The organism is Rhizobium sp. Leaf321, assembly GCF_001423215.1.
GTDB lineage: Bacteria > Pseudomonadota > Alphaproteobacteria > Rhizobiales > Rhizobiaceae > Neorhizobium > Neorhizobium soli.
Window position 1 is genome coordinate 598,997 of sequence record NZ_LMOF01000008.1, and the last position, 23,566, is coordinate 622,562.

The 23,566-nt window shown below is 57.9% G+C and carries 38 protein-coding genes and 1 tRNA gene; 25 read left to right on the forward strand and 14 right to left on the reverse strand.

What is annotated here, in order from left to right:
• From ASF70_RS19830 to ASF70_RS24790, 6 genes are all read right to left on the reverse strand, one after another.
• A complete protein-coding gene (locus ASF70_RS19830; RefSeq protein ID WP_062582212.1) occupies nucleotides 1-351 on the reverse strand; it encodes a hypothetical protein in 351 nt (116 codons plus the stop codon).
• Nucleotides 348-527 (reverse strand): hypothetical protein, encoded by a 180-nt coding sequence (locus ASF70_RS19835; RefSeq protein WP_062582215.1) that lies wholly within the window; start codon nucleotides 525-527, stop codon nucleotides 348-350. The genes ASF70_RS19830 and ASF70_RS19835 overlap by 4 nt, the downstream gene beginning before the upstream one ends.
• Complete coding sequence (locus ASF70_RS19840) at nucleotides 524-730, reverse strand: hypothetical protein (protein ID WP_062582218.1); 207 nt, start codon at nucleotides 728-730, stop codon at nucleotides 524-526. Before ASF70_RS19840 ends, ASF70_RS19835 begins: the two co-directional genes overlap by 4 nt.
• The gene (locus ASF70_RS19845) at nucleotides 727-1,323 is read right to left on the reverse strand and encodes a hypothetical protein (protein ID WP_062582220.1); all 597 of its coding nucleotides are present in this window, start codon (nucleotides 1,321-1,323) and stop codon (nucleotides 727-729) included. Before ASF70_RS19845 ends, ASF70_RS19840 begins: the two co-directional genes overlap by 4 nt.
• A complete protein-coding gene (locus ASF70_RS19850; protein WP_062582222.1) occupies nucleotides 1,323-1,625 on the reverse strand; it encodes a hypothetical protein in 303 nt (100 codons plus the stop codon). Before ASF70_RS19850 ends, ASF70_RS19845 begins: the two co-directional genes overlap by 1 nt.
• A gap of 72 nt (nucleotides 1,626-1,697) precedes the next feature.
• Nucleotides 1,698-1,865 carry an Arc family DNA-binding protein gene (locus ASF70_RS24790; RefSeq protein ID WP_062582224.1) on the reverse strand — a complete coding sequence of 56 codons (168 nt, stop codon included), beginning with the start codon at nucleotides 1,863-1,865 and terminating at the stop codon, nucleotides 1,698-1,700.
• A 104-nt stretch (nucleotides 1,866-1,969) separates the two neighbouring features.
• Here ASF70_RS24790 and ASF70_RS19860 point away from each other — a divergent pair, with 104 nt between their 5' ends.
• Nucleotides 1,970-2,293 carry an Arc family DNA-binding protein gene (locus ASF70_RS19860; protein ID WP_062582226.1) on the forward strand — a complete coding sequence of 108 codons (324 nt, stop codon included), beginning with the start codon at nucleotides 1,970-1,972 and terminating at the stop codon, nucleotides 2,291-2,293.
• A 5-nt stretch (nucleotides 2,294-2,298) separates the two neighbouring features.
• On the opposite strand, the gene ASF70_RS19865 is transcribed toward ASF70_RS19860, so the two are convergent.
• The 3 genes from ASF70_RS19865 to ASF70_RS19875 all read right to left on the reverse strand — a co-directional run bounded on the left by ASF70_RS19865 (nucleotide 2,299) and on the right by ASF70_RS19875 (nucleotide 4,622).
• Nucleotides 2,299-3,012 carry a Rha family transcriptional regulator gene (locus ASF70_RS19865; RefSeq protein WP_062582228.1) on the reverse strand — a complete coding sequence of 238 codons (714 nt, stop codon included), beginning with the start codon at nucleotides 3,010-3,012 and terminating at the stop codon, nucleotides 2,299-2,301.
• The gene (locus tag ASF70_RS19870) at nucleotides 3,009-3,911 is read right to left on the reverse strand and encodes a DUF6551 family protein (protein WP_156461888.1); all 903 of its coding nucleotides are present in this window, start codon (nucleotides 3,909-3,911) and stop codon (nucleotides 3,009-3,011) included. The genes ASF70_RS19865 and ASF70_RS19870 overlap by 4 nt, the downstream gene beginning before the upstream one ends.
• 72 nt (nucleotides 3,912-3,983) lie before the next feature.
• Complete coding sequence (locus ASF70_RS19875) at nucleotides 3,984-4,622, reverse strand: helix-turn-helix transcriptional regulator (RefSeq protein WP_062582232.1); 639 nt, start codon at nucleotides 4,620-4,622, stop codon at nucleotides 3,984-3,986.
• Between the two features lie 343 nt (nucleotides 4,623-4,965).
• Between ASF70_RS19875 and ASF70_RS19885 the strand changes: the two genes are divergently transcribed.
• The 5 genes from ASF70_RS19885 to ASF70_RS19905 are packed head-to-tail and all read left to right on the forward strand — an operon-like array spanning nucleotide 4,966 to nucleotide 7,817.
• The gene (locus tag ASF70_RS19885; RefSeq protein WP_062582237.1) at nucleotides 4,966-5,157 is read left to right on the forward strand and encodes a hypothetical protein; all 192 of its coding nucleotides are present in this window, start codon (nucleotides 4,966-4,968) and stop codon (nucleotides 5,155-5,157) included.
• The gene (locus tag ASF70_RS19890; protein ID WP_062582239.1) at nucleotides 5,154-5,351 is read left to right on the forward strand and encodes a hypothetical protein; all 198 of its coding nucleotides are present in this window, start codon (nucleotides 5,154-5,156) and stop codon (nucleotides 5,349-5,351) included. The genes ASF70_RS19885 and ASF70_RS19890 overlap by 4 nt, the downstream gene beginning before the upstream one ends.
• Nucleotides 5,348-6,796 carry a DnaB-like helicase C-terminal domain-containing protein gene (locus tag ASF70_RS19895; protein ID WP_062582241.1) on the forward strand — a complete coding sequence of 483 codons (1,449 nt, stop codon included), beginning with the start codon at nucleotides 5,348-5,350 and terminating at the stop codon, nucleotides 6,794-6,796. Before ASF70_RS19890 ends, ASF70_RS19895 begins: the two co-directional genes overlap by 4 nt.
• A complete protein-coding gene (locus ASF70_RS19900) occupies nucleotides 6,796-7,635 on the forward strand; it encodes a hypothetical protein (protein WP_062582243.1) in 840 nt (279 codons plus the stop codon). The genes ASF70_RS19895 and ASF70_RS19900 overlap by 1 nt, the downstream gene beginning before the upstream one ends.
• On the forward strand, nucleotides 7,632-7,817 hold the full coding sequence (locus ASF70_RS19905) for a hypothetical protein (RefSeq protein WP_062582245.1): 186 nt from the start codon (nucleotides 7,632-7,634) through the stop codon (nucleotides 7,815-7,817). The genes ASF70_RS19900 and ASF70_RS19905 overlap by 4 nt, the downstream gene beginning before the upstream one ends.
• Before the next feature lie 81 nt (nucleotides 7,818-7,898).
• Here ASF70_RS19905 and ASF70_RS19910 read toward each other — a convergent pair whose 3' ends face one another.
• Complete coding sequence (locus ASF70_RS19910) at nucleotides 7,899-8,120, reverse strand: hypothetical protein (protein WP_062582248.1); 222 nt, start codon at nucleotides 8,118-8,120, stop codon at nucleotides 7,899-7,901.
• Between the two features lie 312 nt (nucleotides 8,121-8,432).
• On the opposite strand from ASF70_RS19910, the gene ASF70_RS19915 reads away from it, so the two are divergent.
• Nucleotides 8,433-8,906, forward strand: coding sequence for a DUF6362 family protein (locus tag ASF70_RS19915; protein ID WP_244474089.1), 474 nt, complete (start codon nucleotides 8,433-8,435; stop codon nucleotides 8,904-8,906).
• Between the two features lie 587 nt (nucleotides 8,907-9,493).
• On the opposite strand, the gene ASF70_RS19920 is transcribed toward ASF70_RS19915, so the two are convergent.
• Together ASF70_RS19920 and ASF70_RS19925 are read right to left on the reverse strand one after the other, a co-directional pair.
• Entirely contained in the window at nucleotides 9,494-10,012 is a 519-nt protein-coding gene (locus ASF70_RS19920) for a DUF2199 domain-containing protein (protein ID WP_062582249.1), read from the reverse strand.
• Nucleotides 10,013-10,096: 84 nt separating this feature from the next.
• Nucleotides 10,097-10,555, reverse strand: a complete 459-nt coding sequence (locus ASF70_RS19925; RefSeq protein ID WP_156461889.1) for a DUF6572 domain-containing protein — start codon at nucleotides 10,553-10,555, stop codon at nucleotides 10,097-10,099.
• 32 nt (nucleotides 10,556-10,587) lie between these two features.
• Here ASF70_RS19925 and ASF70_RS19930 point away from each other — a divergent pair.
• Nucleotides 10,588-10,662 (forward strand) — tRNA-Met (locus ASF70_RS19930).
• 291 nt (nucleotides 10,663-10,953) lie between these two features.
• Here the strand turns inward: ASF70_RS19930 and ASF70_RS19935 are convergent.
• Nucleotides 10,954-11,352, reverse strand: a complete 399-nt coding sequence (locus ASF70_RS19935; protein WP_062582253.1) for a helix-turn-helix transcriptional regulator — start codon at nucleotides 11,350-11,352, stop codon at nucleotides 10,954-10,956.
• Nucleotides 11,353-11,892: 540 nt separating this feature from the next.
• On the opposite strand from ASF70_RS19935, the gene ASF70_RS19940 reads away from it, so the two are divergent.
• Nucleotides 11,893-12,150: a hypothetical protein gene (locus ASF70_RS19940; protein WP_062582255.1), complete on the forward strand. Its 258-nt coding sequence runs from the start codon at nucleotides 11,893-11,895 to the stop codon at nucleotides 12,148-12,150.
• Nucleotides 12,151-12,154: 4 nt separating this feature from the next.
• Nucleotides 12,155-12,469: a hypothetical protein gene (locus tag ASF70_RS19945; RefSeq protein ID WP_062582258.1), complete on the forward strand. Its 315-nt coding sequence runs from the start codon at nucleotides 12,155-12,157 to the stop codon at nucleotides 12,467-12,469.
• A 173-nt stretch (nucleotides 12,470-12,642) separates the two neighbouring features.
• Here the strand turns inward: ASF70_RS19945 and ASF70_RS19950 are convergent, their stop codons facing one another.
• On the reverse strand, nucleotides 12,643-13,005 hold the full coding sequence (locus tag ASF70_RS19950) for a hypothetical protein (protein WP_062582260.1): 363 nt from the start codon (nucleotides 13,003-13,005) through the stop codon (nucleotides 12,643-12,645).
• Between the two features lie 64 nt (nucleotides 13,006-13,069).
• Here ASF70_RS19950 and ASF70_RS19955 point away from each other — a divergent pair, with 64 nt between their 5' ends.
• The 15 genes from ASF70_RS19955 to ASF70_RS20020 all read left to right on the forward strand — a co-directional run bounded on the left by ASF70_RS19955 (nucleotide 13,070) and on the right by ASF70_RS20020 (nucleotide 23,564).
• A complete protein-coding gene (locus ASF70_RS19955) occupies nucleotides 13,070-13,441 on the forward strand; it encodes an HNH endonuclease (RefSeq protein ID WP_062582262.1) in 372 nt (123 codons plus the stop codon).
• Between the two features lie 4 nt (nucleotides 13,442-13,445).
• Entirely contained in the window at nucleotides 13,446-13,709 is a 264-nt protein-coding gene (locus ASF70_RS19960; protein WP_062582264.1) for a hypothetical protein, read from the forward strand.
• A 326-nt stretch (nucleotides 13,710-14,035) separates the two neighbouring features.
• On the forward strand, nucleotides 14,036-14,581 hold the full coding sequence (locus ASF70_RS24070; RefSeq protein WP_156461890.1) for a hypothetical protein: 546 nt from the start codon (nucleotides 14,036-14,038) through the stop codon (nucleotides 14,579-14,581).
• On the forward strand, nucleotides 14,578-16,275 hold the full coding sequence (locus tag ASF70_RS19970; RefSeq protein ID WP_062582268.1) for a terminase large subunit: 1,698 nt from the start codon (nucleotides 14,578-14,580) through the stop codon (nucleotides 16,273-16,275). Before ASF70_RS24070 ends, ASF70_RS19970 begins: the two co-directional genes overlap by 4 nt.
• A gap of 34 nt (nucleotides 16,276-16,309) precedes the next feature.
• Nucleotides 16,310-18,304: a phage major capsid protein gene (locus ASF70_RS19975; RefSeq protein WP_062582270.1), complete on the forward strand. Its 1,995-nt coding sequence runs from the start codon at nucleotides 16,310-16,312 to the stop codon at nucleotides 18,302-18,304.
• Between the two features lie 57 nt (nucleotides 18,305-18,361).
• Nucleotides 18,362-18,628, forward strand: coding sequence for a hypothetical protein (locus tag ASF70_RS19980; RefSeq protein ID WP_062582271.1), 267 nt, complete (start codon nucleotides 18,362-18,364; stop codon nucleotides 18,626-18,628).
• Nucleotides 18,629-18,632: 4 nt separating this feature from the next.
• A complete protein-coding gene (locus ASF70_RS19985; protein WP_062582273.1) occupies nucleotides 18,633-19,997 on the forward strand; it encodes a phage portal protein in 1,365 nt (454 codons plus the stop codon).
• Nucleotides 19,994-20,881, forward strand: a complete 888-nt coding sequence (locus tag ASF70_RS23780) for a hypothetical protein (protein ID WP_082471990.1) — start codon at nucleotides 19,994-19,996, stop codon at nucleotides 20,879-20,881. The genes ASF70_RS19985 and ASF70_RS23780 overlap by 4 nt, the downstream gene beginning before the upstream one ends.
• 1 nt (nucleotide 20,882) lies before the next feature.
• Nucleotides 20,883-21,197 carry a phage gp6-like head-tail connector protein gene (locus ASF70_RS19995; RefSeq protein WP_062582276.1) on the forward strand — a complete coding sequence of 105 codons (315 nt, stop codon included), beginning with the start codon at nucleotides 20,883-20,885 and terminating at the stop codon, nucleotides 21,195-21,197.
• Between the two features lie 13 nt (nucleotides 21,198-21,210).
• Nucleotides 21,211-21,414, forward strand: a complete 204-nt coding sequence (locus ASF70_RS24075; protein WP_062582278.1) for a hypothetical protein — start codon at nucleotides 21,211-21,213, stop codon at nucleotides 21,412-21,414.
• The gene (locus ASF70_RS23785) at nucleotides 21,401-21,754 is read left to right on the forward strand and encodes a phage head closure protein (protein WP_082471991.1); all 354 of its coding nucleotides are present in this window, start codon (nucleotides 21,401-21,403) and stop codon (nucleotides 21,752-21,754) included. Before ASF70_RS24075 ends, ASF70_RS23785 begins: the two co-directional genes overlap by 14 nt.
• On the forward strand, nucleotides 21,751-22,167 hold the full coding sequence (locus tag ASF70_RS20005) for a DUF3168 domain-containing protein (protein WP_062582280.1): 417 nt from the start codon (nucleotides 21,751-21,753) through the stop codon (nucleotides 22,165-22,167). Before ASF70_RS23785 ends, ASF70_RS20005 begins: the two co-directional genes overlap by 4 nt.
• On the forward strand, nucleotides 22,164-22,628 hold the full coding sequence (locus ASF70_RS20010) for an HK97-gp10 family putative phage morphogenesis protein (protein WP_082471992.1): 465 nt from the start codon (nucleotides 22,164-22,166) through the stop codon (nucleotides 22,626-22,628). The genes ASF70_RS20005 and ASF70_RS20010 overlap by 4 nt, the downstream gene beginning before the upstream one ends.
• Before the next feature lie 49 nt (nucleotides 22,629-22,677).
• A complete protein-coding gene (locus ASF70_RS20015) occupies nucleotides 22,678-23,124 on the forward strand; it encodes a phage tail tube protein (RefSeq protein WP_062582282.1) in 447 nt (148 codons plus the stop codon).
• Nucleotides 23,121-23,564, forward strand: coding sequence for a gene transfer agent family protein (locus tag ASF70_RS20020; RefSeq protein WP_062582284.1), 444 nt, complete (start codon nucleotides 23,121-23,123; stop codon nucleotides 23,562-23,564). The genes ASF70_RS20015 and ASF70_RS20020 overlap by 4 nt, the downstream gene beginning before the upstream one ends.
• Nucleotides 23,565-23,566: the final 2 nt, after the last annotated feature.

Here is a 23,566-nt window from a genome sequence, read left to right on the forward strand (position 1 = left end):
TCAGTTATCCCCGTTATTCGACTTATCCACAGGGGGAGGGTGATCACCACGCTTAGGCGTCTCGCCTAGAAGCGATCGCAGAAATAAGTAGAGCTCGTGTTCCCCATCGATCATGCATTCGCTGATGCTGTCGAACACGTTCTCGTCTTCGAGAGCGAGCGCGACTTTCGCCTGAACGTCTTCGATCGTGACGCAGGGATGTTCGACGACTGACAATTCCGCCGCCTCCTTCGCCTTCCACAGGACGTCGTTCTGAGCCTCGTCTTCGGCGTTCAGCGTGACGCCAGCACGGAAAGCCGCGTCAGCTGAAAGGTACGCCCCGATAGCGGTATGCAGCGAAAGGCTGATCATGCTGCGGCCCTCCGCTTCGATCTGACCGGTGCAGGCGCAAACTCTGGGATGAACTCGATCTCGCTGTCTTCGAGATCCGGATCGCCGTCGATCTGGTCGAGCAGATCGAGTGCGCGATCGATCCAGCGCTCCAGCTCTGCGCGGCGGAAATTGTAAATGGCGGGGCTTCGGATCATGACTGCGCCTCCAACTTGGCATAGCCTTCCTCGATCTTGTCGTTGATGCCGTTGGAGAGATCCCGAGCGATCCACAACAAGCTCTCCACCCGCGGGTCCGTCTCGCCCTGAGCGAGCCCGAACTGCAGCTCGCACATGACGTTGAGCAGGTCGTTAAGATGACCGACCGATGACCCGACCTCGGCGACAAAGTACTTGGTCATTCACCCGCCCTCCCGATTGCAGCGAAGGCGACCTCGGCAAAATCCTCACGATCATTGAAGTACGCGCGGCTATTGTTCATTCCCTGAACGATCCATCTCGACTTGATCGCCGCCTCGTCGAGGGACGTTGGTACATATTCGAGGATGGAATTTTCGAGGGCACGGACTCGGTCTGAGGAGGCTACTGCAGCTTTAAGCGCAACGGTATATCCGCAGGCATCTTCGAATTCTTTGCAGGCGGCTTCGATTGTTGCGAGCTCCGCGATCTTGCTGTCAGCCCACGCGTCCCACTTTGCTTTGCGCACGGCCATCTGCGTCGTATTTTTGGGATTGCAGAACAAGCCGACGCCAGCGTCGAAACTGCGGGATGCTTCTTCCCTGATCTTGGCCTCGCTGTAAGCAAAAATCGGTTGGAAGGTGTCATTGCCGGCGTCGTCTCTTCCGACGATGAGTTTGCCCACTTGGACACGCCGACGCGGCTTTTCCTTCATTGCCGGAAGGTCCTCGATCTCGCACGGGATGCCCCAGAGGATTTGGTCCTCTCGATAGGCTTCTTCGTAGCTGGCGATCATTGTTTGGAGCGCAATGGTCATCACGCCGTCCTCCGAGCGAGTTCAAGGCGAAGCTCAGCGTCATTGAACGCTTCGACCTGTGAGCGAACGCCTTTGAGCGTTTCCCATGCTTCGGAGAGTGTATTAAGAACGGCATTCGCGTCATCGCCATCGAACGACGGGCTGCTCAACGCCAGCCATACGGTATGGACGATGGCCTCGGCTTTGATAAGATCGCCGATCGTCCGAGCTACTTCCTTTCGCGCGGCCAGACCATCAACGATGTTCTCGGTCAGTTCGCCTAGCGATTTGAACGCAGGTGTGCTATTGGACTGCTTGTCCATTTTGACATTCCTTGTGTTGATGGGCTTAGCAGGTTCGGGGCGACGTTTGGCGACTGCAGCCCCGGCCTGCTGCTATTCTCCGGCCGAGGCCGGCATTTCCTTTTCCATTCGGTCCATACGCTCTCTGATACTGCGAACCACTTCGCTATTCATTGAGCTTCCGAATTTGTCCGACTGCCTCTCGATGAAGTCTTTGACTTCCGGGGGCAGCCGACAAAGCATTTTAGCGTGCGACTTCATAGGTTACCTCTTCGGTAAGGTTAATATGTCATAGTGCTATCATTGCCGTCAAGTTCGATATAGCACTATGACACTATAATCGTAGGGGCGACGAAAGCTGAACAATGGCGAAGAGCACGATCACCGATGAGCCGGTTTCCGAGCAGGATAAGTTTATGCTTCGACTGCCCTCTGGGATGCGTGATCGAATAAAAGCAAAGGCAGATGAAAACAGCCGCTCCATGAATGCTGAGATAGTCTCTACCCTGGAGCGCGAGTATCCTGCGCCTTCCGATGTGATGCACATTCATCTCGACAACATCCGCAGAGCTCTCGATGAGTATGAGCGGGAGACCGATCCGCGCAGACGTCTGTATCTTCAGGCGATGGTCGAAGCGATGGTCACGTCTGGCCACAGCTTTGAGATCGAGTGGGATGATGACGACTGAATTAGTCATTGGGCCTTTGCCAGTTTAAACCGGCCCTCGATGTAAGGGTGAGTGTGCAAATGCCCGGCTGAATGCACGCATTCACTGACGAAGCGCTTGAAAATTGCCGATATCTCCTTTTTCGAGAAACCGGAGTTGTGTACTCCTTCGGCATGGGGGTTGCGCACGAGGACGCGAGTAGTGGGCGCGAACGGGCTGTCACGCATGATTTTGTCGACCACCGGCGTAGACAGGCCGTAATCCTTGTTCATGCGCGTTCTGATGCGCTCGATGCCTTCACAGTCTGTCGGCATTTTCTCCAAGACGGAATGCGCCCGCTTGATGTCGGAGACCTCAGAATTGAGGGCTGCAATCTGCTCGCCCTGTTTTGCCTGCCGACGCTCGACCTCGGCCTGTAGTGTCAGCATCTGGATCAGCGTTTCAGTCGTCGTCAGCGGCCTAGTCGCCACGCTCTCTAGCTCCATCCACCGATCGACGATCCTTGCGGTGAATTCCGGGGATAGGCGAGCGACGAGGACCAGGCTATCGCGCTTGTTCAAAAGGTGCTCGGGATATTGCTGGCCGTTCTGGTCATGTACGTAGAAGGTCTCCACAGATTGTGTTACCCCCTGAGCTGACAGTTCGCGAGCAGTTCGGAGGACTTGGTCATGCCGCTTGCCAGTCAGTTCCGCAATTTCGCGGCTCGACATCGTGACGGTCGGGTTGGTGAGCATGTTCATGCGATCCTCCCTGCCGCGGGGCGGCTCTTCTTCGTGTTGCGGAACCAGTGAATCGCCAGCGCTCTCCAAAAAGGCCACTTGTGCGCGAGCTGCAGCTGCTTGGCGTCGTCGTGGTCGACCAACCATGATCCTGCGATCGCAGCGGTCAGGTTCTCCGGCGTGATGTCGTTGCAGTATTCCGGATCGGTCAGCAGTGCCTCGACCGCCTTGATCTGTGGTGCGACGACTGGCGCCATGCCGGCTTTGACCAGCACCTCCAGAATGATCCTGGCTTTCATGGCCCCGCGCTTGTCGACAAGCCCGTTGATGACGTTGATCGCGACTGTGTCGCCTGCGGTGAAGTTCTTCGTCGAGAACCTTAGAATGCGGACACCGGCCCGATCGCACACCTGGGCGACGGTCAATGCGTCCTCGTCGCCGGCCACCAGTGCCGCCTGATGCAGCTGCAGCGGCGTGACACCGAGGCGGTTCGTGTTCTGCCCGACGAATGCCGCTGCCTGCGCGGCTGTTTCCTTTGCCTCGTGGATCATTACCGGTATCTCGGTAATTTCCGGATGGCTTGCTGCTGCGATAGCCGTGTGCTGGCCGTCGAATACCTTCAGTACCGTCTGTCCATCGTGTTCCGCGTAGGAGCATGCCGGCGGTTTGAACTTGTTCCAGTCCCAAGCTTCTACGATGCGACGGATCTGCTTCAGTCCACGTTCACCGATCGACCGCTGATAGGAAGGGTCCACGAACAGAAGAGCCGGATCGACTGTCACGCAGATTGGCTCAATGTTTTCGGGATCGGCAACATCAAGGCCAACAAGGCTTACAGCAGCAATAGGGCGGAGAGGGGGAGTCCCGTGGTCAGCAACCACGGCGTCTATGGGCAGGGCAACTATTGCAGCGTCGGACATGTTCAGCTCCTTTGTTGGAGCTATATAGCCATAAGCGCTATATTACAGTCAAGTCAAGCATAGCGTAAAAAGCTATACCCCGCGATCTAGGCCGGGAATTTCATCGGGCTTTTCAGCAAACGAGCTGGCATAAAGCGCTATAACTATTGGGGAAACAGTCTCTACAATTTTATTTCGTATTGGTGGCAGCGAAGGGCGGTGAAGATCATACCGCCCTTTCTGGGCTCCAGGTGCCAGTATTCCAAGGTGGGCTATGTTGTCCTGATCCCATATCAGGCAAAGGCGCCCGATATGTTTGTCCGGTCCGTCGCTTGTGTATCCCGCTCCGATATGGTCGCCAGAATGAAACCACGGATAAAGTGCGTCATCTTCGACCACGAACCACATGGTCTCTGTATCGACAATGAAGTTGGTGCTAACCGTGAACATCCTCGTTTCCTCGTCGGGGAAGGGCTCAATTTCTGCCCCTGGCACGATACGCCCAAACAGTTGCACGGTGGCGACTGTTTTGGGCTTTGGCACCAAGTCGAACGTTCCAACGCCGAATAACTCCGCAATCTTTTCCATCCACTCGATAGTCAGTCGGGTTTTGCCTCTCTCAAGCTTGCTGATTGTGACCCAGTGGACGTCCAAGCGTTCAGCCAACTCTTGTTGTGTGAGGCCTGCTTTTTTTCGAAGTTCCGCAATGCGGTTAGAAGGAGGGTTTTGCATATAGCGATCTTTGCTTAGTTTTGCATTCTTTTCTATACCCGATATAGCTATGCGGCCTTGACGTGAATATAGCGTTTATGGCTATATCCTAAATCATGGTAAATCAAACACTCACCCCACTTCGCTGGCGACAGCTCAAAAAACTATCGATGGCAGGCGTCGCAATGATGCTTGGCATCGAGGGCAGGAACCCGGCCCGGACTTGGCAACGATACGAGAATGGGGCGTCGGAGCCTCCGCTGACGATCATCGCAAAAATGGAAATGATCAGCGAAGGAGTCGTCAACACGACTTCTTGGATGCAAGTCAGGCAGGCTCATCTGGCTCGACGGCAGGTGATGGCATGACCGTACCTCGCGACATTCCGTCCAGCCCGAAGATCATCCGTGCCGCGCAGTACCTCGCGGAGCTGCCGAAGTTCGAGAACGGTTTGCGCCGCGACCTTCGCGAAAACTTTGGGCTTGAGGCTCACCAGATCTCCGAAGCGATCGCGCTGTCCGCAAAAATGCGGGCGAACCGGAGGGCGTTTTCATGACGAGCTCCCCCGCGCGTCTCGCGCATGTGCATGCACGCGAGGCTGATCAGAAAGCCGAGGATGCTTGGCACGAGTATGCTGACCTTTCGATCCTCGCTCAGAACACACTGGCGGTTGAAGACGGTGTTGCTGCCGGCAAGGCCTGGGGTCGATTCATGGCTCTGTTCGTCGAAGCGGAAGCACCACAACCATGAACCAGCACGTCGCGCCTGTCGATATCGACAAATTCAACCTCGTCGTCGAGCTGGAGCAGGAGGTGCTGGGCGCCATTCTGGTCTCCGGCAACCACGCCGCTGTTCGCGGTACGGTGAAGGTCGAACATTTTCTTGAGCCCTTACACCGCCGCATCTTCGAAAACATCGAGATCGCTGCCGATCGCTACAAGACCGCGCGCCTCGACCTGGTCGTGAAGCTATTCACGCCGGAAGAAGCCGAGCAGTGCGCCGACCGGCTGCAGATGCCGCTCGCTGCCTACCTTGCCAAGCTGGCGGCAAACACCGTCGGCGGCGTTGCACAGCTCCCGAAGAGCATGGCGAACCTCATTCAGGAGTGGGCGAGGGTGACGGTCGGCGCGGAAGCCGAGCGTATCTCTCTGGCTGCAGCTGATCCTGGGGCCGATCCTGCCGAGTTGATCAAGGCCGCGACCCGGTCGCTGGACGATATTGCAACTGGACTGCGGGGAGGCGTCAAAGGCCGGACACGGTATTCGCTGTCGGAAGCTGCCGACGGTGCCCTCGACGAAGTTCAGGACGCCATGAAGCGGGGAAGCGGTATTACAGGCATCACCTGGGGCCTGTCCGACATCGACCATTTGACCGGCGGCATCCACCGCGGGGAAATGGTGGTGCTGGGCGCGCGGCCGGGGATGGGCAAGACTGCTGTCGGCCTGGGCGTCGGCATCAAGGCTGCCCGATCCGGTGCCGGCGTCGGTTTCATCTCGTTGGAGATGGGGTCACGCCGCCTAGCAATGCGCGCTTTGACGGATATCATCTTCGATTGGAACATCACGGTTCCGTACAACGACCTGATCACCGGGCGCGTGTCGGAACAGGATTTCGATGCGATCTGCAACGCCAAGCAGGACCTGAACCAGTTGCCTCTCTGGATCGAGGAGCAGTCTGGTCTGTCGATATCGGACCTCCGCGTCAAGTTCGATCGGATGCAGGACGTTGCGCAGCGTAGCGGGCATACGATCGACCTGCTGATCGTCGACTACCTGCAGCTCGTCGCGCCATCTGGACGATATGCCGGAAACAGGGTGGGGGAGGTCACTGAGATCTCCGCCGGCCTTCGCCAGATCGCCCGCGAGAACAATATCGCCATGGTCGCCTTGTCGCAGCTGTCACGCGGCGTCGAGAGCCGAGAGGACAAGCGGCCGATGCTTTCCGACCTGCGCGATTCTGGCTCGATCGAGCAGGACGCTGATACGGTCGCGTTCCTGTTCCGTGAAGCCTACTACCTGGGCAAAGAGAGCGGCAAGGATCCAGACGCCGACATGGAACGGCTCGACCGCCTCGAGCAAGTCAACAACAAGCTCGAATTCATCATTGCCAAGCAGCGCAGCGGCCCGACGAAGACCGTCGACCTGTTCGTCGATATCGGCTGCTCGGCGGTGCGCAACGCTGCGAGGTCATTCTGATGTCGAAGGATCAGCTGAAGGTGAAGAACTGGGAGCAGTTCCAGCACTACCGAGATCGCAACCCGCCGTGGATCAAGCTGCACTTCGCTCTGCTTGCTAGCGAAGATTGGGTGACGCTAGACGATGCTAGCAAGCTGCTAGCAGTCGTGTGCATGCTGATCGCGTCCCGCAACAATGGCATGGTGCCAAATAACCCTGCATACCTCAAGCGGGTGGCATACCTCGACAAGCTTCCAAAGCTTAAGCCGTTGATTGATTGCGGATTTCTGCAAATAGCGCATGCAGACGCTAGCGTCTTGCAAGCGGATGCTAGCGCGTTGCAAGCGGATGCTAGACCAGAGACAGAGACAGATACAGAAGATAAAGATTCTTCCTCATCGCAGCCTCCGGCAGCGAAGGGTAATGAGGCTGTTTCTCGAAGAAAAGCTCTTGAGGCAGAATTCAACGATACCTTCTGGCCCGCCTATCCACGGAAGGTCGAAAAGAAAGATGCGCTGAAGGCCTTCCAGAAAGCACGGACCGCCGCGTCGCTTGAGACAATCATGGACGGCCTGCGGGCTTTCGCTGCTGAAGTCGCGGGCAAAGAGCCGCAGTTCATTCGCCATGCCGCCAAATTCCTCAATGGCGAAAGCTGGAACAACGCTACGGAAGCCACCACCAGTTCCGTCGTCGTCGATCGCGAGCAGTGGGCCAAGCGGTTGAGGCATGCGCGGGCCCAGCAGCTATGGGCAACGAAAGACTGGGGCCCAGCGCCTGGCCTTCCCGGGTGCAAGGCCCCGGCAGATCTCCTTCAACCAAACGACGGCGCTGGATGGCGCGAATGGGAGCGAGCAGCATGACGGAGGTAAATCAACGTCTCGCCCAGCTCGTCGCGCTCTCCAAGCGCCTTGTCGAGCATGTCGAGTTCGACGTTAACGGCATTCACGGCAAGGGCGGAAACGGCGGGCTGACGTCCGACGACACGATTCGCGCTGCCGGCGAGATGCGAGTTCTAATCTCCAAGATCGAGAGGGCAGCATGACATTGCATATAGACGGAGTGTTCGCACACCAGGATCCGACCAACGGCGTTTCGATCAAGGCGTTGGTATCAGGTGCGTTCCTCAGTTCGGATAAATCCGCAGGATCAGCTGGCTCATATCTTGCGAGCAAAACTCTTCGCAAAACTGGGTCACCTGTGCGTTGGAGAAGAACCATGTCGACGCATAGAGCAGAAGCGCGATCGGTATCGCAACATCAAGTGCTATCTGCAGGACGCGTAGAAGGACTGCGACCGGGAAGCTGTGCCTATCGTCGAGATGTGTCAGCTTTTTCCAACCGAACATACGCCTCCCCTGATGGTAAGAAAATGGATTGGATGGTTCAGACCGCTAGAGCCTCAGGAGCCTTCGAAGCTCAGGCGGAGAAGGCAGGCTCGCCACCGATTGAGGGCGTGAGCCTGCCGACTACTCCTCGTCTCTCACAACTTGAAGCACGTACCTCATCTGCTGAGTCGTATGTCGTGTCAACGACGGTGTGCTCAAGCCTATCTGCAGTTTGATGCCCGCTAGGAAGGTAAACTGATGGCCAAGGTCAGACTAAAACGCCAAGACAAGCCGAGGGCTCAGAAGGCGAAGGGATTGCCAGCGCCAGGGTGCATGGTGCTGCCGGAAGACAGCCGCATGTCGACAGGTCGCATGAAGCTCGCCCCGCAGCCTGATCGCCGCCCTGCGCCGCGTGTGAAGTCGAATGAGCGTGTGTCTCGGACAGATGTCGAGCAGCGATTGCTGACAGCGATGAAGACTTTGCGAGCAGTGCCGGACCGTGAGCGGCGGTTCTTCATCGTGAAATCATCGTCGCCCGATTACGTACAGGAGTCGGTGACGGCCTATGCCGCTGTTGAGGATATCGGGCCACGCTTTCAACCGACTGCCGCAGAGGTTTCCGACTGCCTGACGGCTCTGTCATGGGTTCGCCACCTCGACCGTGCGGCCTGGCAGATTCTTTGGTGGCGTTCTTGCGAGCTATCGTTCGGGGTTATTGGGAAGTACATATCGCGCAGTGACGAGGCCGCCCGCAAGCGTTTTGAGACTTCCGTCACAGATGCCTGGATTGCAGCAAACAGCATTTAAAGTTGGTGGGTCCGCGGTAGAACGCCGCCGAACGTTCCAAGGAAACTGCGGACCAAGCCATCAGGCGCCGCGGGGCGTAGCCTTTCAACAGAACGGATCCAGGAAATGCGCACGTTGCGACGGTGAAAAAGCTCCGTAGGATCTCTTGCCTGCGGGCAACTCTTGCTGTTCTGCTGGCAGGATGAGTATCTCATCTATCCACGCACACAAATTTTTCTCCGAGGTTTCTGATCGGGGAGAAGTCTGGTCAATACGGGATGCAGGCGGTTTCCCAACCTCGACTAACGCGTCGGGTGAAACCGCTATGCCATTTTGGTCATCCGAACCCAGAGCGCGAGCAGTCGTCGAGAAGGTCTCAGCGTACCAAGGCTTTGAGCCAGTACCAATTCCGTTGATCGAATTCATTGAACGCTGGTTGCCAGGTCTCAAAGCAGACGGACTGACATGCGGATTGAACTGGTCAGGACGAGATGCGACGGGGTACGACTTTGCACCTTCCGATGTCCTTGATCGACTGAGTCCTGATTTGTAATTTCGCCGGACTAACTTCAAAGACCGTCGACGCGCTGCGAGGGTAGGTCAGTATGTTAAGCGTGCCTGGCCGCAGCCGTGGTCTCGATCAGATTCAATATCTGATGGTATCGAGCATCACTGATCCCGCGGCGCTGCTCCTTCGCAAGCGCACTCTCGTCATCGTCTAAGAGGCGGAACGTAGGCCTCGCTGAAGCATCCCTGAAAGTGATGTCGACCTCTGACCCTACTGATGACGGATAGGTGAGAAGGTCATTTGCCAAGATGCCCCGGTGCGCAGGTTCAAACGAGCCGTCATGCTCGTAAAGTTCCAGATATCTCTGGAAGGTAATCCAACTGACCTCCACCCAAACACCCCAGCCAAAATCACCAGACTGCCTCACAAATGGAACGGGCAGCAAACCGCGTATAAAGAACCGTTCACCGAACTGGCACAGATCGCTGTCGAACCGAGCCCTATCGGCTCTTTCTTGCTCAGGGATGTTCCAAACGTCATCGGGAAGTTGATAGGCTTGGTCGGTGGCAATGCCTTCGTGCTCCCTGCCACATATAGAGCATCTAAATTGTTCGCTCACACTTCCCTCACTCTTGCATCAATTCCAGCTCACGTAATGACTTTGACGACTTCAATCATGAGCCGCTGGTTTCAACGAGGGCAGTCAATTAGCGAACGGTAACTCCGTCTGCAGTTCAAGCCCGACACCTATTAGTGTTGCCCGCACCGCCTCGATGAACCGCGTCGTCAACTGGGGCGGAGGGTATTTGAACCCGATGTTAATGACTATTCTTTTTCCGACTGAGCCTGGAAACTTGCTGGCTAACTGGCCGCTTTCGACGAAGGCGATATAAGTATTAATTTTCTCTTGTAAAAAAAAGAGATGTTCCTCTTCTTCGTCCCACGGGAGGTGGTCGCTAATTGAGAGCAGATAATCACCGCTCATTCGGTCAACGTTGATAAAGTCGACAACGTCTGGGTCTTCGACAGTCATGGTGAGCTCTCGAACCGAGAAAAAAGTTGAAGGATAAAATTCCTGTTTATAGGAATATTTCCTCTTGGCATAGTTGGCATTATCGGTCATGTTGAATGAAATAATCGGTGATTTGCGCGATGTGATCACTCAGGCCGCCTCCGGGCGGCTTTTCTGTTTTATGTCGGAGTAGAGCAGTCTGGTAGCTCGCTTGGCTCATAACCAAGAGGCCGCAGGTTCAAATCCTGCCTCCGCAACCCATCTGACCATACCGGTAAGCCCTCACCATGGATGCTAAGGCGTCCAGCCATACCGGTTAGTGGCGCGCGCGGCATGTTTCAGTTCTCCGGAATTTCCGGACAGCTCAATCGGGAAGGCAGCGGAAACGCGGCAATCGTATCGAGGTATACGCCGGCCTAGGTAGTGATCCTCGAAATCCTAGGTAAGTGACGCCCATGGGTGTCACCTGATCCAGCACATGGCCGGCCTTCCCGTGCTTCTCAGATCTCGCCCAGCCCCTAGGTGCTCCGCAGGGCGAGATCTTCATTTCAGTCAGGAATGTATTGCGCGGCAATGGCATTGATCACGCCCTGCATCAGGCCGCGAGCTTCTGCACCCTCGGAACCGTCGGGCAAATCATCGATAAACCGCTCAAGTGTCTGTACCGCTTGCTCTCCAGTTAGAAGCTTTGCTTCGATCATCGCATACAAGCCCGCGCGGGCCGTCATGAACCCGGCAAGGGCGTACCCGGCAACGCCGGCGCTGGGTACGAAACGGCTGCCGCCCCGCACGATCTTTTGCACGAACTTGGCATAGAGGTCCTTGATTGGACTGTCGCCTGACTCGAGCTTTTGATATCCGCGAACAGTCAGGCCCAGTTGGCCAGCGACTTCGCTTTGAGTGAGGCCAGCGCTCTTCCGTAGGGCAATGAGTTCATCAGGGGTCATTGTGTAGGCTCCTTTGATTTGGTATCTTGGGAACCGGAGAGAGTTGCACCTCCCTCCGGCCCCCAGTTAGCGGCTAATGGTGAGTGTCAGTCGCCATTTTCCGAACCGGACTTGGATGCTGAGCTTGACGCTCATGGTTGCCTCCTAGTCCCCGAAGCTTGATTGCTTCGGTGATTATGTTTTACGAACTCAGTTCGTATTCGTCAAGCAAAAAGCGAACAGAGTTCGTATTTTATCGAAGCCGTCCAATTTCCGTTGGGCGGCTTTTCCTGTCTTTCTGCCGCTTCAATGATTCGGCGATTTTCAGCAGCAGAACCACTGCCGTCAGTAATTCATTCAGAGTTTCAAGCATTCTGGCGCGTCTCCGTTGATCGTGTCAGGGGTGAGTGGGTCGTCGTCCAGAGCAGCCCCCTATCTATAGGGAACCGTATAGGCTCTGTAACAGACGGACGTATTGTCCGGCGCGGCCCGGAAATCGTCCAGTTCTAAAGTGACCCCGCCGGTTAAGACCCAGCGGGTTTTCCGTTTCAGGAGAGAGTGATGCCCGAGCACGTCAACAGCGCGTCCGACGCCCGCACCGTCAACAACGCCGTGCGCCATACCTACCGCGTCCTGTCGGATGCCGAGAAAGCGCAGATGGAGGCCGTCAAGGATCTTGGCGCTTCGTTCATCGCGAAGCTGCATGAGATCGGCGGCACCGACGCCACCGGCGACCGGTTCGCCTCACGCGATCTGTCCCTCGCAAACATACATGCCGAGGACGCGGTAATGCGCGCCGTTCGGCACATCACGGCTTGAACCGATGGCAAGCCGCGACGTCACGATCGAAGGAAAAGAAATATTGTCGGCGGTGACGATCCATATCCGCTGGCCTCGCGCTCATGGCTTCCGGATGTGGCTCACACGCCAGATCATCGGACTAGCCGGTCTCGTGAGCCCAATAGCGATCGATGCAGACGTCAAGGCAGATAGGGACGAGAGTTCCGACGCCAGCACATGGACCCGTTATGAAGGGGACACGGCAGAAGGCGGCAAGACCGTTCTCAGCAACTATCCGGAAGGGTACATCCTTCGCCATCATGGCGAGGTGGTCTGGCGCGAGTGGGATCAAGCGTAACCGTGCTTTCTAAGCTCAAGACCATCCGCCCCCAGATATCCACCATCAAGCCACTCATAGGCAGGATGCCGGTGGACGAGAAAGCCGGGCGCGGTGACTGTCTACCAAGATGAGCGACCCGGCCTAAGCCGGGTTCTAGCTACCGAATTTTGACAGGTAAGGTGGAAGGCAGGTTAGCCTTGAGACCCACGGCGCCTGTCGGCGATGCGGTCGGTGATGATTGAAATCATCTCATCGATGTGCGTCATGAGTGCCCAGTGCTGCGGATCGGCCGGTCCGTTCGCGTCATAAACGCTTACTTGGTAGTCAAATACACCATCTGTAAGCCGCCCAACTACGTTGATTGAGAAGTCGTTCAGAGAGACAAAGACGCGTGCCGTGTCGAAGTTGAGGTGCGGGAAGTAACCATCCTCCCGATCATTATCCAGCTCTTCCATCCAGATCTTACAATCCGAAAGTTCTGGGTTGGCTTTGAGCCGTTCGTACACCGTCAGCATCCTGTAAGGAGGGCGGAATTTCATGTCGGTATTGGCCATTTGATCCTCGGTTGGTTTCGGCTTCCTAGGCTTGCGCAGGAATTAGCGGAAGGCAGTGCCCTAGATGGCGTCAAAGCTCAAAACCATCAAGCCCCTGGTCGGCACCATCAAGCCGCTGGTGGGCCGGCCAAAGGGTGAGAAGGCGAGGGATCAGCACCGCCGAGGCAATCAGCCATGGCGGGCCTGGTATAAGACCCAGCGATGGGAGCGGCTAAGGCGCAAGGCATTTGAGCGTGACGACTACACCTGCCAGCGATCGGGCGAGATCTGCGGCGGTACCGGCAACGACCCGAACACGCCGGTGGCGAACCATCGGAAACCACACCGCGGCGACCCGGCGCTCTTCTGGGACATCAACAACATCGAGACCGTGACCAAGCGCATCCACGACAGCCTGATCCAGGCGGAAGAGCGCAAGGCTGAGAGGGAGCAGTAACGGCATGCCCTCACCAGTTGGTCGCCACGATCTCACAGGCTCTACACGATACAGGACAGGCTTTCGCGGCACACTTGTCCTTCAGGTCGAGGAGAGCAAGATCGCTTACTGGAGGGGTCACCTTGTTCCTGGTGTCGAGCGGACCCCAGTCTACGAAGTGACGTGGCGTGACGCTGAAGCGAAAGACCTCAGAGTGCTTGAGTACCTGCAGCAGCGCATGGACGCCGAGGCCAACGGCACGACTGCACCAGCCCCGATCGATAGGTGACTGCCATGGCAATACCGAAGCGAGCGAAGCCCGCGTCGTCGTCACCCATCACGAGGATGGGCGCATGAAGGTGACGCTCAATGGTGAGACGATACCCGGCGTGATCGGTGCTGCTGTGGTGCAGGAAGGGCGAGACAGAGCGGTACCTCGCCTATGACGACCAGCGAAGCACGACGACCCATCGAGACCGAGGGCGAAGGCCCCTGATCGACCAACGGGGGGGGTAGGTCAGCCTGGAAACCGTCTTTCGGCCCGGACCCGCGTCCCCCGCATAGAGAGATTTTTTCCTGTTTGAGAGTTTCCAGCCGGAAACCTGAGTGGAAACCATGCCAAAAGAGAACAAGCCAATCGACTGGGATGGCATCGAGCGAGACTACCGCGCCGGTGCCATGAGCGTCCGCGATATCGCCCGCTGGTACAGCGTTTCGCACACGGCGATCAACAAGAAGGCCAAGGCCGAAAAGTGGCTGAGGGCAGAGCAGCCGAAGCATCTCGATCGACGCGAACCGGTTGAGCGGCTGGGGCGGCCAGTGGAAACCTCGCCTGATCTCACGGAAAAGGGCAAAACGCTCGCCGGACGCATGATGGACGAGCTCGACGCGGTGACTTCGCTGCACGGTGAGCTCGAGGATATGATCTGCGCCGAAGAGAGCGACAGCCGTCGTCGGCACGCACTGTTGAAAGCGATCTCGCTCGGCGAACGGGCAAAGACGCTGAAGGATATCAGCGCCACCCTCAAGACGTTCAACGAGGCTGCGGCGCCTGCCGGAAAGAAGGCGGCGCGTAAAGACGCTGCCGCGGCGTCCGCTGCCGGAAGTGGTAAATTTGCGCAGCGTCCCGGCCCGCCGAAACTGGTGGTCGACAACAAGTGAGCCTTACCTGGTCGACGGCTTGCCCGGATTGGGAAAAGAGGATTGTTTCGCAGCGGTCGCTCATCGCGTTTCGTCCTCTCTTCCCGAGCGAGGCAGACTATGCGCTGTCCGTTTTCAAGGCGCTGAAGGTCACGGACCTGCCCGGGCAACCAACGTTCGGCGAAGTGAGCGATCAGTGGGTCTTCGATTTTGTCGCGGCAATCTTCGGTTCCTACGACGCTGAGACGGGAAAACAGCTGATCACGGAATTCTTCCTGCTCATCAGCAAGAAGAACACGAAGTCTACGATCGCGGCGGCCATCATGCTGACGGCGCTGATCATCAATTGGAGACATAACGAGGAACTGTTGATCCTGGCGCCGACGATCGAGGTTGCGGCAAACAGCTTCAAGCCAGCTGCTGCGATGGTGAGGGCAGATCCAGAACTCGATGCGAACGCCGACGAAGGCGGTATGCTAGTCGTTCAGGATCATCACCGGATCATCAAACACCTTGGCAACGATGCCGTTCTGAAGGTTGTCGCCGCCGATACTGACACGGTCTCTGGCAAAAAGGCTGGCCGGATTCTGATCGATGAGCTTTGGGTCTTCGGCAAGCGCGCGAACGCGGATGCCATGCTCAGAGAAGCCACCGGCGGGTTGGTGTCGAGGCCGGAAGGATTCGTCATCACTCTGTCGACCCAGAGTGACGAACCACCGGCCGGGGTTTTTAAGGCAAAGCTGGACTATGCTCGCAACGTGCGAGACGGGGTGATTGAGAACCGGAAATTCTTGCCGGTGATCTATGAGTTTCCGCCGGAGATGATCAAAGCAAAAGCCTATGAGGAACCTGCAAACTTCTACGTGACGAACCCGAACCTTGGGCGTTCGGTCAGCCAGGAGTGGCTGCAAGACGAGATGATCAAGGAGCTTTCCGGTGATCGCACCACGCTCGCGACGTTCCTGGCGAAACACCTGAACGTCGAGATCGGAATGAACCTTCGGTCAAACCGATGGCCGGGCGCCGATCTCTGGGACAAACGAGCCCGGGACGACATCACCATCGACTACCTGATCGAGCACTGCGATGTGATCGTTCCCGGGCTGGATGGCGGCGGTTTGGACGATTTGTTCGGCCTGGCAGTCGTTGGAAGACACAAGAAGACGCGGGAATGGCTCTGCTGGGTCCACGGCTGGTGCCACAATGGCGTTTTGAAGCGCCGTCAGAAGATCGCTACCAGATTGCAGGAGTTCGAGGCCGAAGGTGAGTTGACCATCGTCGACGACGAGCTCGACGACATTTCGGAGATCGTCGGTATCATTGCCCAGATCAAGGATGCCGGCTTGCTGGCCTGCGTGGCTGTCGATCCCGCCGGCCTCGGCGAGATGGTCGAGGCTTTGGCAGAGATCGGGATCACTGAGGAAGAGGGGGTGCTGATCGGCGTTCCACAAGGCTATCAGCTCATGAACGCGATCAAGACTACCGAACGGAAACTCGCCAACGGGACCCTGCGCCACTCCGGTGCTGGCCTGATGCAGTGGTGTGTTGGCAACCTGAAGATCGAGCCGACGGCAACGGCCATCAGGGCCACCAAGCAGAATGCCGGCGATGCGAAAATCGACCTCGCCATGGCGCTTTTCAATGCGGTCACGGTCATGAGCCGAAACCCTGAGCCGAAGCGAAAGCCGCAATACCAGGTGCTGGTCGCCGGCTGATCTACACGCAACCCTACAAGAACTGGAGGTCGTCATGACTGTGACGCGCCGCGCATACTCGTCTCTCACCATCAAGGCGGTGGATGAGGAAAAACGCATCATCCGCGGCATCGCGACCACACCGGCTGTCGACCGTGTCGGTGATATTGTGGACCCGCTCGGGGTGAAGTTCACCAACCCGATGGCCTTCCTTTGGCAGCATGACGCTCACCAGCCGATCGGGACAGTCAAGTTCGACAAGCCGACCAAAGACGGCATCACCTTCGAGGCGGAGATCCCGACGATAGCCGAAGACGGCAAACTCAAGGATCGGATCGATGAAGCCTGGCAGTCGATCAAGATTGGCCTTGTGCGCGCAGTGTCGATCGGTTTTCGCGCTGTCGAATACGCCTTCCTGGACGAAGGCGGCATCCGTTTCATCAAGTCTGAAGTCTTCGAGCTCTCCGCAGTAACGATCCCGGCGCAGCCCGAAGCTATCATGACCAGCATCAAGAACATGGACGCGGCAGGTGTCGCGGTCATCAAGTCCTTCGACACGAACGCCCCTGCCGCGACTGGCATCATTGGGCGCCCTGTGAAGTCCCACCCCGGCGCTCCGGGAAAGTCTCAAAAATCCGTTAGTTTGCGCCCGAAGGAGGGCAGTGAAATGAAGACTGTAGCCGAGCAGATTGCTGCTCTTGAAGCTTCGCGTCAGGCGAAGTCCGCACGCATGTCGGAAGTCATGCAGAAGTCCATGGACGAAGGCCGTTCGACCGACGAGGCCGAACAGGAAGAGTTCGATACGCTTTCGGACGAGATCGACGCTCTCGATGGCGACCTGAAGCGGCTCCGAACCATGGAAAAGATGCAGGCCGCCGGCGCAAAGCCTGTGATCCCCAACCAGATCAAGACGGCAGCCGCAGGCACGGCAGCCCGAATGGGCGCTCCGGTCGTTATCAAGAGCGACAAAGACGAAGCGTTCGCTGGCCAGAACTACACCCGCATGGTGATTGCCAAGACGCTTGCACGCCTCGATGGCGTGTCCGCGGAAGGCATCGCCGCTCACCGCTGGGGCAAGAGCAATCCGTTGCTAGCCCAGGTCGTGAAGGCTGCGGTCGCTGGTGGCGGCACAGAGGCGGGCGAATGGGGTTCCGAACTTGCGCAGGCCGACACCCGCTACACCGGCGATTTCATCGACTATCTCTATGCCCAGACCGTGTTCGACCGCCTGCCGCTTCGTGAAGTGCCGGCAAACGTCCACATCAAGGGCCAGGATGGCGCCGCAAGCGCTTACTGGGTAGGCCAGTCGAAGTCGATCCCGGTCACCAAGGCCGATTTCTTCGACGTGCAGCTCTCCGCTCTCAAGGTCGCGGCGATCGCTGTCATTTCGAAGGAACTGCTGCGAGACAGCTCGCCCTCGGCTGAACTGCTGGTGCGTGACGCACTTGTTCAGGCCTCTGCCCAGCGTGTTGACCAGACGTTCCTATCCGCTGCTGCAGCCGTTCCGAATGTCTCCCCAGCTGGCATCCTGAACGGGGTAACGGCAGGGACGAGTGCCGGCAGCGACGTCGACGGTGTGATCACCGACGTTAAGGCCCTCTATGCCGGCTTCATCGCAGCCAACAACGCAGATGGCCTTGAGTTCGTGACGACCCAGTCGCTCGCCAAGTCCCTCGGCTTGATCCAGAACGTGATGGGCAACTGGGCATTCCCAGGGCTCTCGGCAAACGGCGGAACGCTCCTCGGTGATAAGGTCACCGCTGGCGGCAACGTCGGCGCTGGCGATCTGATCCTCCTGCGTCCGTCCGACATCTACAAGATCGGCGACCGCGGTGTGGAAGTCTCGCTTTCCACCGAAGCCGCCATCCAGATGGATGATGCACCGAACGGCGCCAGCGATACGCCGACATCGCACACGGGCGTCGTCTCCATGTTCCAGACGGAGTCGGTAGCGATCAAGGTCGTTCGTCCGCTCAACTTTGCTAAACGCCGCGCCTCTGCGGTCGCCTACATCGGCGATGCAGACTACGGCACCGTTTCGGGCGGTTGATCCAAGACAGGCGGTGGGGTTTCAGCCCCGCCGCCATTTTTTTGAACGGAGGTTCCCATGGACATGATTGCAAAACGCCCGATGACCTATGCGACCCGCCGCCTGCAGGCAGGTGACGCTTTCAGCGCGTCCAACGCGAACGGCCGAGTGTTGGCGGCAATCGGGAAAGCTGAGATCGTCAGCGGACCGACCGACGCCGGTGGAAGCGATGCAGAAAAACTCTCGGATCTGCGCGCTCAGTATCAGCAGAAATTCGACAAGAAGGCCTACCACGGCTGGGATGCGGCCACGCTGACCCAGAAGCTTGCTGAGGCGAAGGACTGATCGGATGCGGCTTCCCCGCCTGTTCACACGCACGAAGGCAGCGCGGTCCGCCTTGTCGGCTCCTATCCATGGTCGAGGCGGCTGGTGGCGTATTCTGGAGTCATATCCTGGCGCATGGCAGCAGAACGTCGAAGTGAAGTATGACAGCGTCCTGTCCAATCACGCTGACTTCGCCTGCCGCACGCTGATCGCCTCCGACATCGCAAAGCTGCGTATCAAGCTAGTGCAGCGCGATGATAACGGCATCTGGTCCGAGGTGACTAATGCCGCCTATTCGCCAGTACTGCGCAAGCCGAACCATTTCCAGAACAGGATCCAGTTCATGGAAAGCTGGATCCTGTCAAAGCTCCAGCGCGGCAATACCTACGTGCTCAAGACGCGCGACGAACGCGGCGTTGTCGTCAAGCTATTTGTCCTCGACCCTGGCCTTGTCACCCCGCTGGTGTCGGACAGTGGCGACGTATTCTACCAGCTGAACACTGATCAGCTCGCCGGCATCTCCGAAGGCGTAATTGTTCCCGCGAAAGAAATCATCCACGACCGGTTCAACTGCTTCTATCACCCGCTGGTGGGCCTCTCGCCAATTTTCGCCGGTGGCTTGGCGGCCATGCAGGGTCTCGCGATCCAGAACGACAGCGCGCTGTTCTTCCAAAACGGTGCAACACCTGGCGGTGTGCTGACGGCACCAGGTGCGATCGAAGACGAGACGGCCGCTCGCATCAAGGATTACTGGGACACGAACTTCACCGGTGAAAATTCCGGCAAGGTAGCCGTTCTTGGCGACGGCCTGAAATACGATCCGATGAAGGCCAAGGCAGTCGACGCCCAGCTCATTGAGCAGCTCAAGTGGTCGGCGGAAGTTGTCTGCTCGACCTACCACGTCCCGCCCTACAAGATCGGTGTTGGTGTGATGCCGACGAACAACAACGTGCAGGCATTGAACGTCGAATATTACTCGCAGTGCCTTCAGGTGCTAATCGAGGCCGCCGAGCTTTGTCTCGACGAAGGTTTGCAGATGAAAGACGGTGTCGGCACCGAGTTCGATACCGACAACCTCCTGCGCATGGACAGCGTCACGCAGATGGAAGTGCTCGATAAGTCCAAGGGCATCATGTCTCCGAACGAACAGCGCAAGAAGCTCGACCTCAAACCTGCCGCCGGCGGCGACAGCCCGATGCTTCAGCAGCAGAACTTCAGCCTTGAGGCTCTCGCCAAGCGGGATTCCCAGGAAGATCCGTTCGGGACCGCTGCGAAAGAACCGGCCGAACCTCCTGCCGAACCCGAAGATGATGCTGCTCTTGCAGCGGCGCAACAGCGTGCGGCGACGGCTGAACTGCTGCTGTCATTTCAGAAAGGCATGTCGGCATGATCGACGCAAAAGCCATCGGCTCGGAACTGGCCGCCGTCGTTAAGGCGCAGCTGAAGCCGATTCTCACTCGTCTCGAAGACCTTGAGAAACGTTTCGAAAGCATCCCGGCACCTGTTGACCTTTCAGCAGACCTCTCGGCGCTGAAGGCTGCGGTCGAAGCGATCGAGCCGCCAATTATTCCGGCTCTGCCGGAGCTCCCGGACATTGCTGCGCTAGTCGATACGGCTGTCGCGGCCGCAGTCGCAGCGCTGCCAACTCCGGTCGACCTTTCCGAGGAGTTGAGCGCCCTCAAGGCAGTGTTCAACGCGATCGAGCCTCCAATTACGCTACCACCGCAGGAGCTTCCGGACATTGAGGCGATGATCAGGACAGCAGTCGAAGCTGCGGTCGCCGCCATACCACAGCCCGAGAAAGCAATTGGACTTGCCGGCGCTTTGATCGACCGGAGCGGCGAGTTGGTTGTCACGCTTTCAAATGGCGAAGTGCAAAGGCTCGGCTTGGTGGTCGGTAAGGACGGCGACGACGGAAAGCCCGGTCGCGATGGCTTCAACCTCGAGAACTTCGACGCGAAGGTTATGGATGACGGCCGGACGGTACTGCTGTCGTTCATCGGCAAGGATCTCGATTACAGCGTTGAACTCGGCTTCCCGGTCATGATTTACCGCGGCGTCTTCACCGAGGGCTCTTACAGCAAGGGTGACACGGTCACTTCGGGCGGCTCTCTGTGGCACTGCGAAGCCGAAAAGACCGAACAGAAGCCCGGCGACGGCTCGAAGGACTGGACGCTCTGCGCCAAGAAGGGCAGGGACGGCAAAGACGGCGTCGTGAAGGATGCTAAGCCTCAACAGCCGGTTCGCGTTGGCGTTCCAGCCAAGGGGGAATGACATGGCCCTCGTCACACTCGCTCAAGTCAATCTCGCGCTGCGCCTCGACCTCATCGATGGCGACGAGCGCGTGCCAGATATCGAGCTCAAGATCCGGCAGGCAGAAGACGCTGTCGTCGATTATCTAAAAAGGCCGGCGCACGGCTGGACGGATGAGACTGTGCCAGGTCGCGTCTCTGCGGCCGTGATGCTGGTCGTTCAAAGCCTCCTCGACGAGGCGAACACCGGCGGCCTTTTGCCTGGCCTCGGTACCGGTGATCCGAAAAACCCTGTTGTGGCGCTGCTGTACCGGCTACGCGACCCAGCCCTTGCTTGAAAAGGAGAACGCAATGCGCGTGAAGTTCACTGACAATTTTGACTACAAGCCGACATCGCAGTCCACGATCGGCTATCTCGCAGGCATGGAAGAGACCGTGAAGCGTGAGTGCGGCGAAGCTGCGATTGCTGCTGGCAAGGCCGAAGAACTGACAGAGGCGGGCGGCAAGCCTTCCGGCAAGTCGTCCACGGACGCTTCGGCCGATGGCACTAAGTAACCCGCCGACAGCGCAGGAGCTCGATCGACGAGTTGCTTTCGCCAAGCGTGCCAAGTTCAATGATGGCCTCGGCAACACTGAAGGGCGATTTGAAGATCAGTTTTCGCTCTGGGCCGCCTTCCGTTCCCGCGGTGGAAACGAGGCGGTCGTCGCCGCTCGGCTTGAAGGGCGTAACACGCTGGGCGTCTACCTCCGTTCATCTCCCCAGTCTCGGCAGATCGAAAGCGACTGGCAGATGACCGACAAGAGAACTGGCCGTAAGTACGCGGTCAAGATCGCCGATGCTGTGACGGATAGAGACTGGGTCTATGTCGAGGTTCAGACCGGGGGCGCTGCATGAGTGCCGGCAAAGTTCTCTGGGCCGCAATTCTTGGCGCCCTCAACCAAAACGAGGCTTTGGCGGCGTTGGTGGACGGCATCCATGACAAGGCGCCAAAAGACCCTTGGGGCACGAAGCAAATTCACATAAGCCGGGGCCCGTTCACCGGCTCCTCGGAAGATGCCGATTGCATCATCGGGCAAGAAATCACCGCGCAGATCGATATATGGTCTCGCGAGCCAAACCGGTGGTCAGTCGACAATGTCATTGCCCAGGTCCGCAAGTCGCTGCACGAGGCCTACCTTCCTCTGAGCGAGGGCGCTCTAGCGGCGATAGAGGTTCGCTTGTGGCGAGTGACTGACGATCCGGATCAGACGCAGCAGCATGGGGTCGTTCAGGTCCTGGCGCTCGTTGAGGAGAGCGAAGAGACGTGACTGTCAAGATCGACGGTCTGAGCAGCCTTCAGAAGAAGCTCGCTCGGATGCCGCTCAATGTTAAGCAGCGCATTCGCGAAGCGATGGAAGCGGCGGCTGACGATATCGTCAACCTCGCCAAATCTCTAGCGCCATCAGACAGCGGCAAACTGCGCGACAGCATCGGTTGGACTTACGGCGAAGCGCCGAAAGGGTCGATCAAAATCGCCAACGTCAAAACGAAAACGGGCGAACTGACTATCACGATTTATGCCGGGAACAGCGAGGCGTTCTACGCGCGCTGGGTTGAGTTCGGCACGTCGTCTCATGCCGCCGGCGGCAAGTTCACAGGATCGACTATCCCGTCGATACCCGCCCAGCCATTCTTTTATGTGAGCTTCCGAGCGCTTCGTCGAAGCGCAAAGAGCCGCATCAACAGATCGATCAACAAGGCCGCCAAAGAAGTGGCGTCAGGTCGATAGTCACGACCGTGCGGTTCGCCGCTCTTCCCTGCCATAAAGGAGAAACACCATGGCACCTCCCATCACCGCGCGTTTTGGAAAATTCCGGGTTCTGCTCGGCAACAGCGCTGTTCCCATTGTCTACGCAGCTCCCTGCGGCTTCACGTCGAAGTCGCTTGCGCTGAACAAATCCCTTTCGGAAGTCGCTATTCCTGATTGCGACGATCCCGACGCGCCTATCAATCTCGGTCGCGATGTCGAAAACATTTCAGCGTCCGTATCGGGCGAGGGCGTGCTTGCCGCATCAGCCGTGATCACATGGCTCGCGGCATACGATAAAACGGACTCGGTCCCCGTTAAGGTAGAGATTGAGTTTTCGACGGGCGTCGTGACCTGGACTGGCAAGATGCACTTCGAGTCCCTCGAACTCGGCGTTGAAATCGGCAACCGAGTAACAATCTCCGTCTCGATGCAGTCCGACGGTCCGCTCGTCCGCACGACGACGATCCCCGTATGAGCCGGGACGCTTCGATAACGCTTACATGGGCCGACGGCGATTTCAAATTTCGCCTCGGATGGGGCGAGCTGGAAGAGCTGCAGGAAAAGACCGACGCGGGACCATACGTGGTCCTGCAACGGCTCCACAACGGGACATGGCGCGTCCAGGACATTTCGAACGTACTCCGTATGGGGCTCGTTGGCGGGGGCATGGCCCCAGACAAGGCAATACAGAAGGTTCGCTTCTACGTTGAGCAACGGCCTCCGATGGAGAGCGTCCATCATGCCCTGGCGGTTCTATCCGCTGCTCTGATGGGGGCACCAGATGAAAAGCCGGGGGAGCCCGAAGCGCCAAAGCGGAAGAGGGGGAAAAGGTCGACAACCTCCCGAACGGCAAAATCCGGTTTGGCGCCATCTACGGAACAGGTGCTGCGATCGGATACTCACCTCAACAGGTGAGG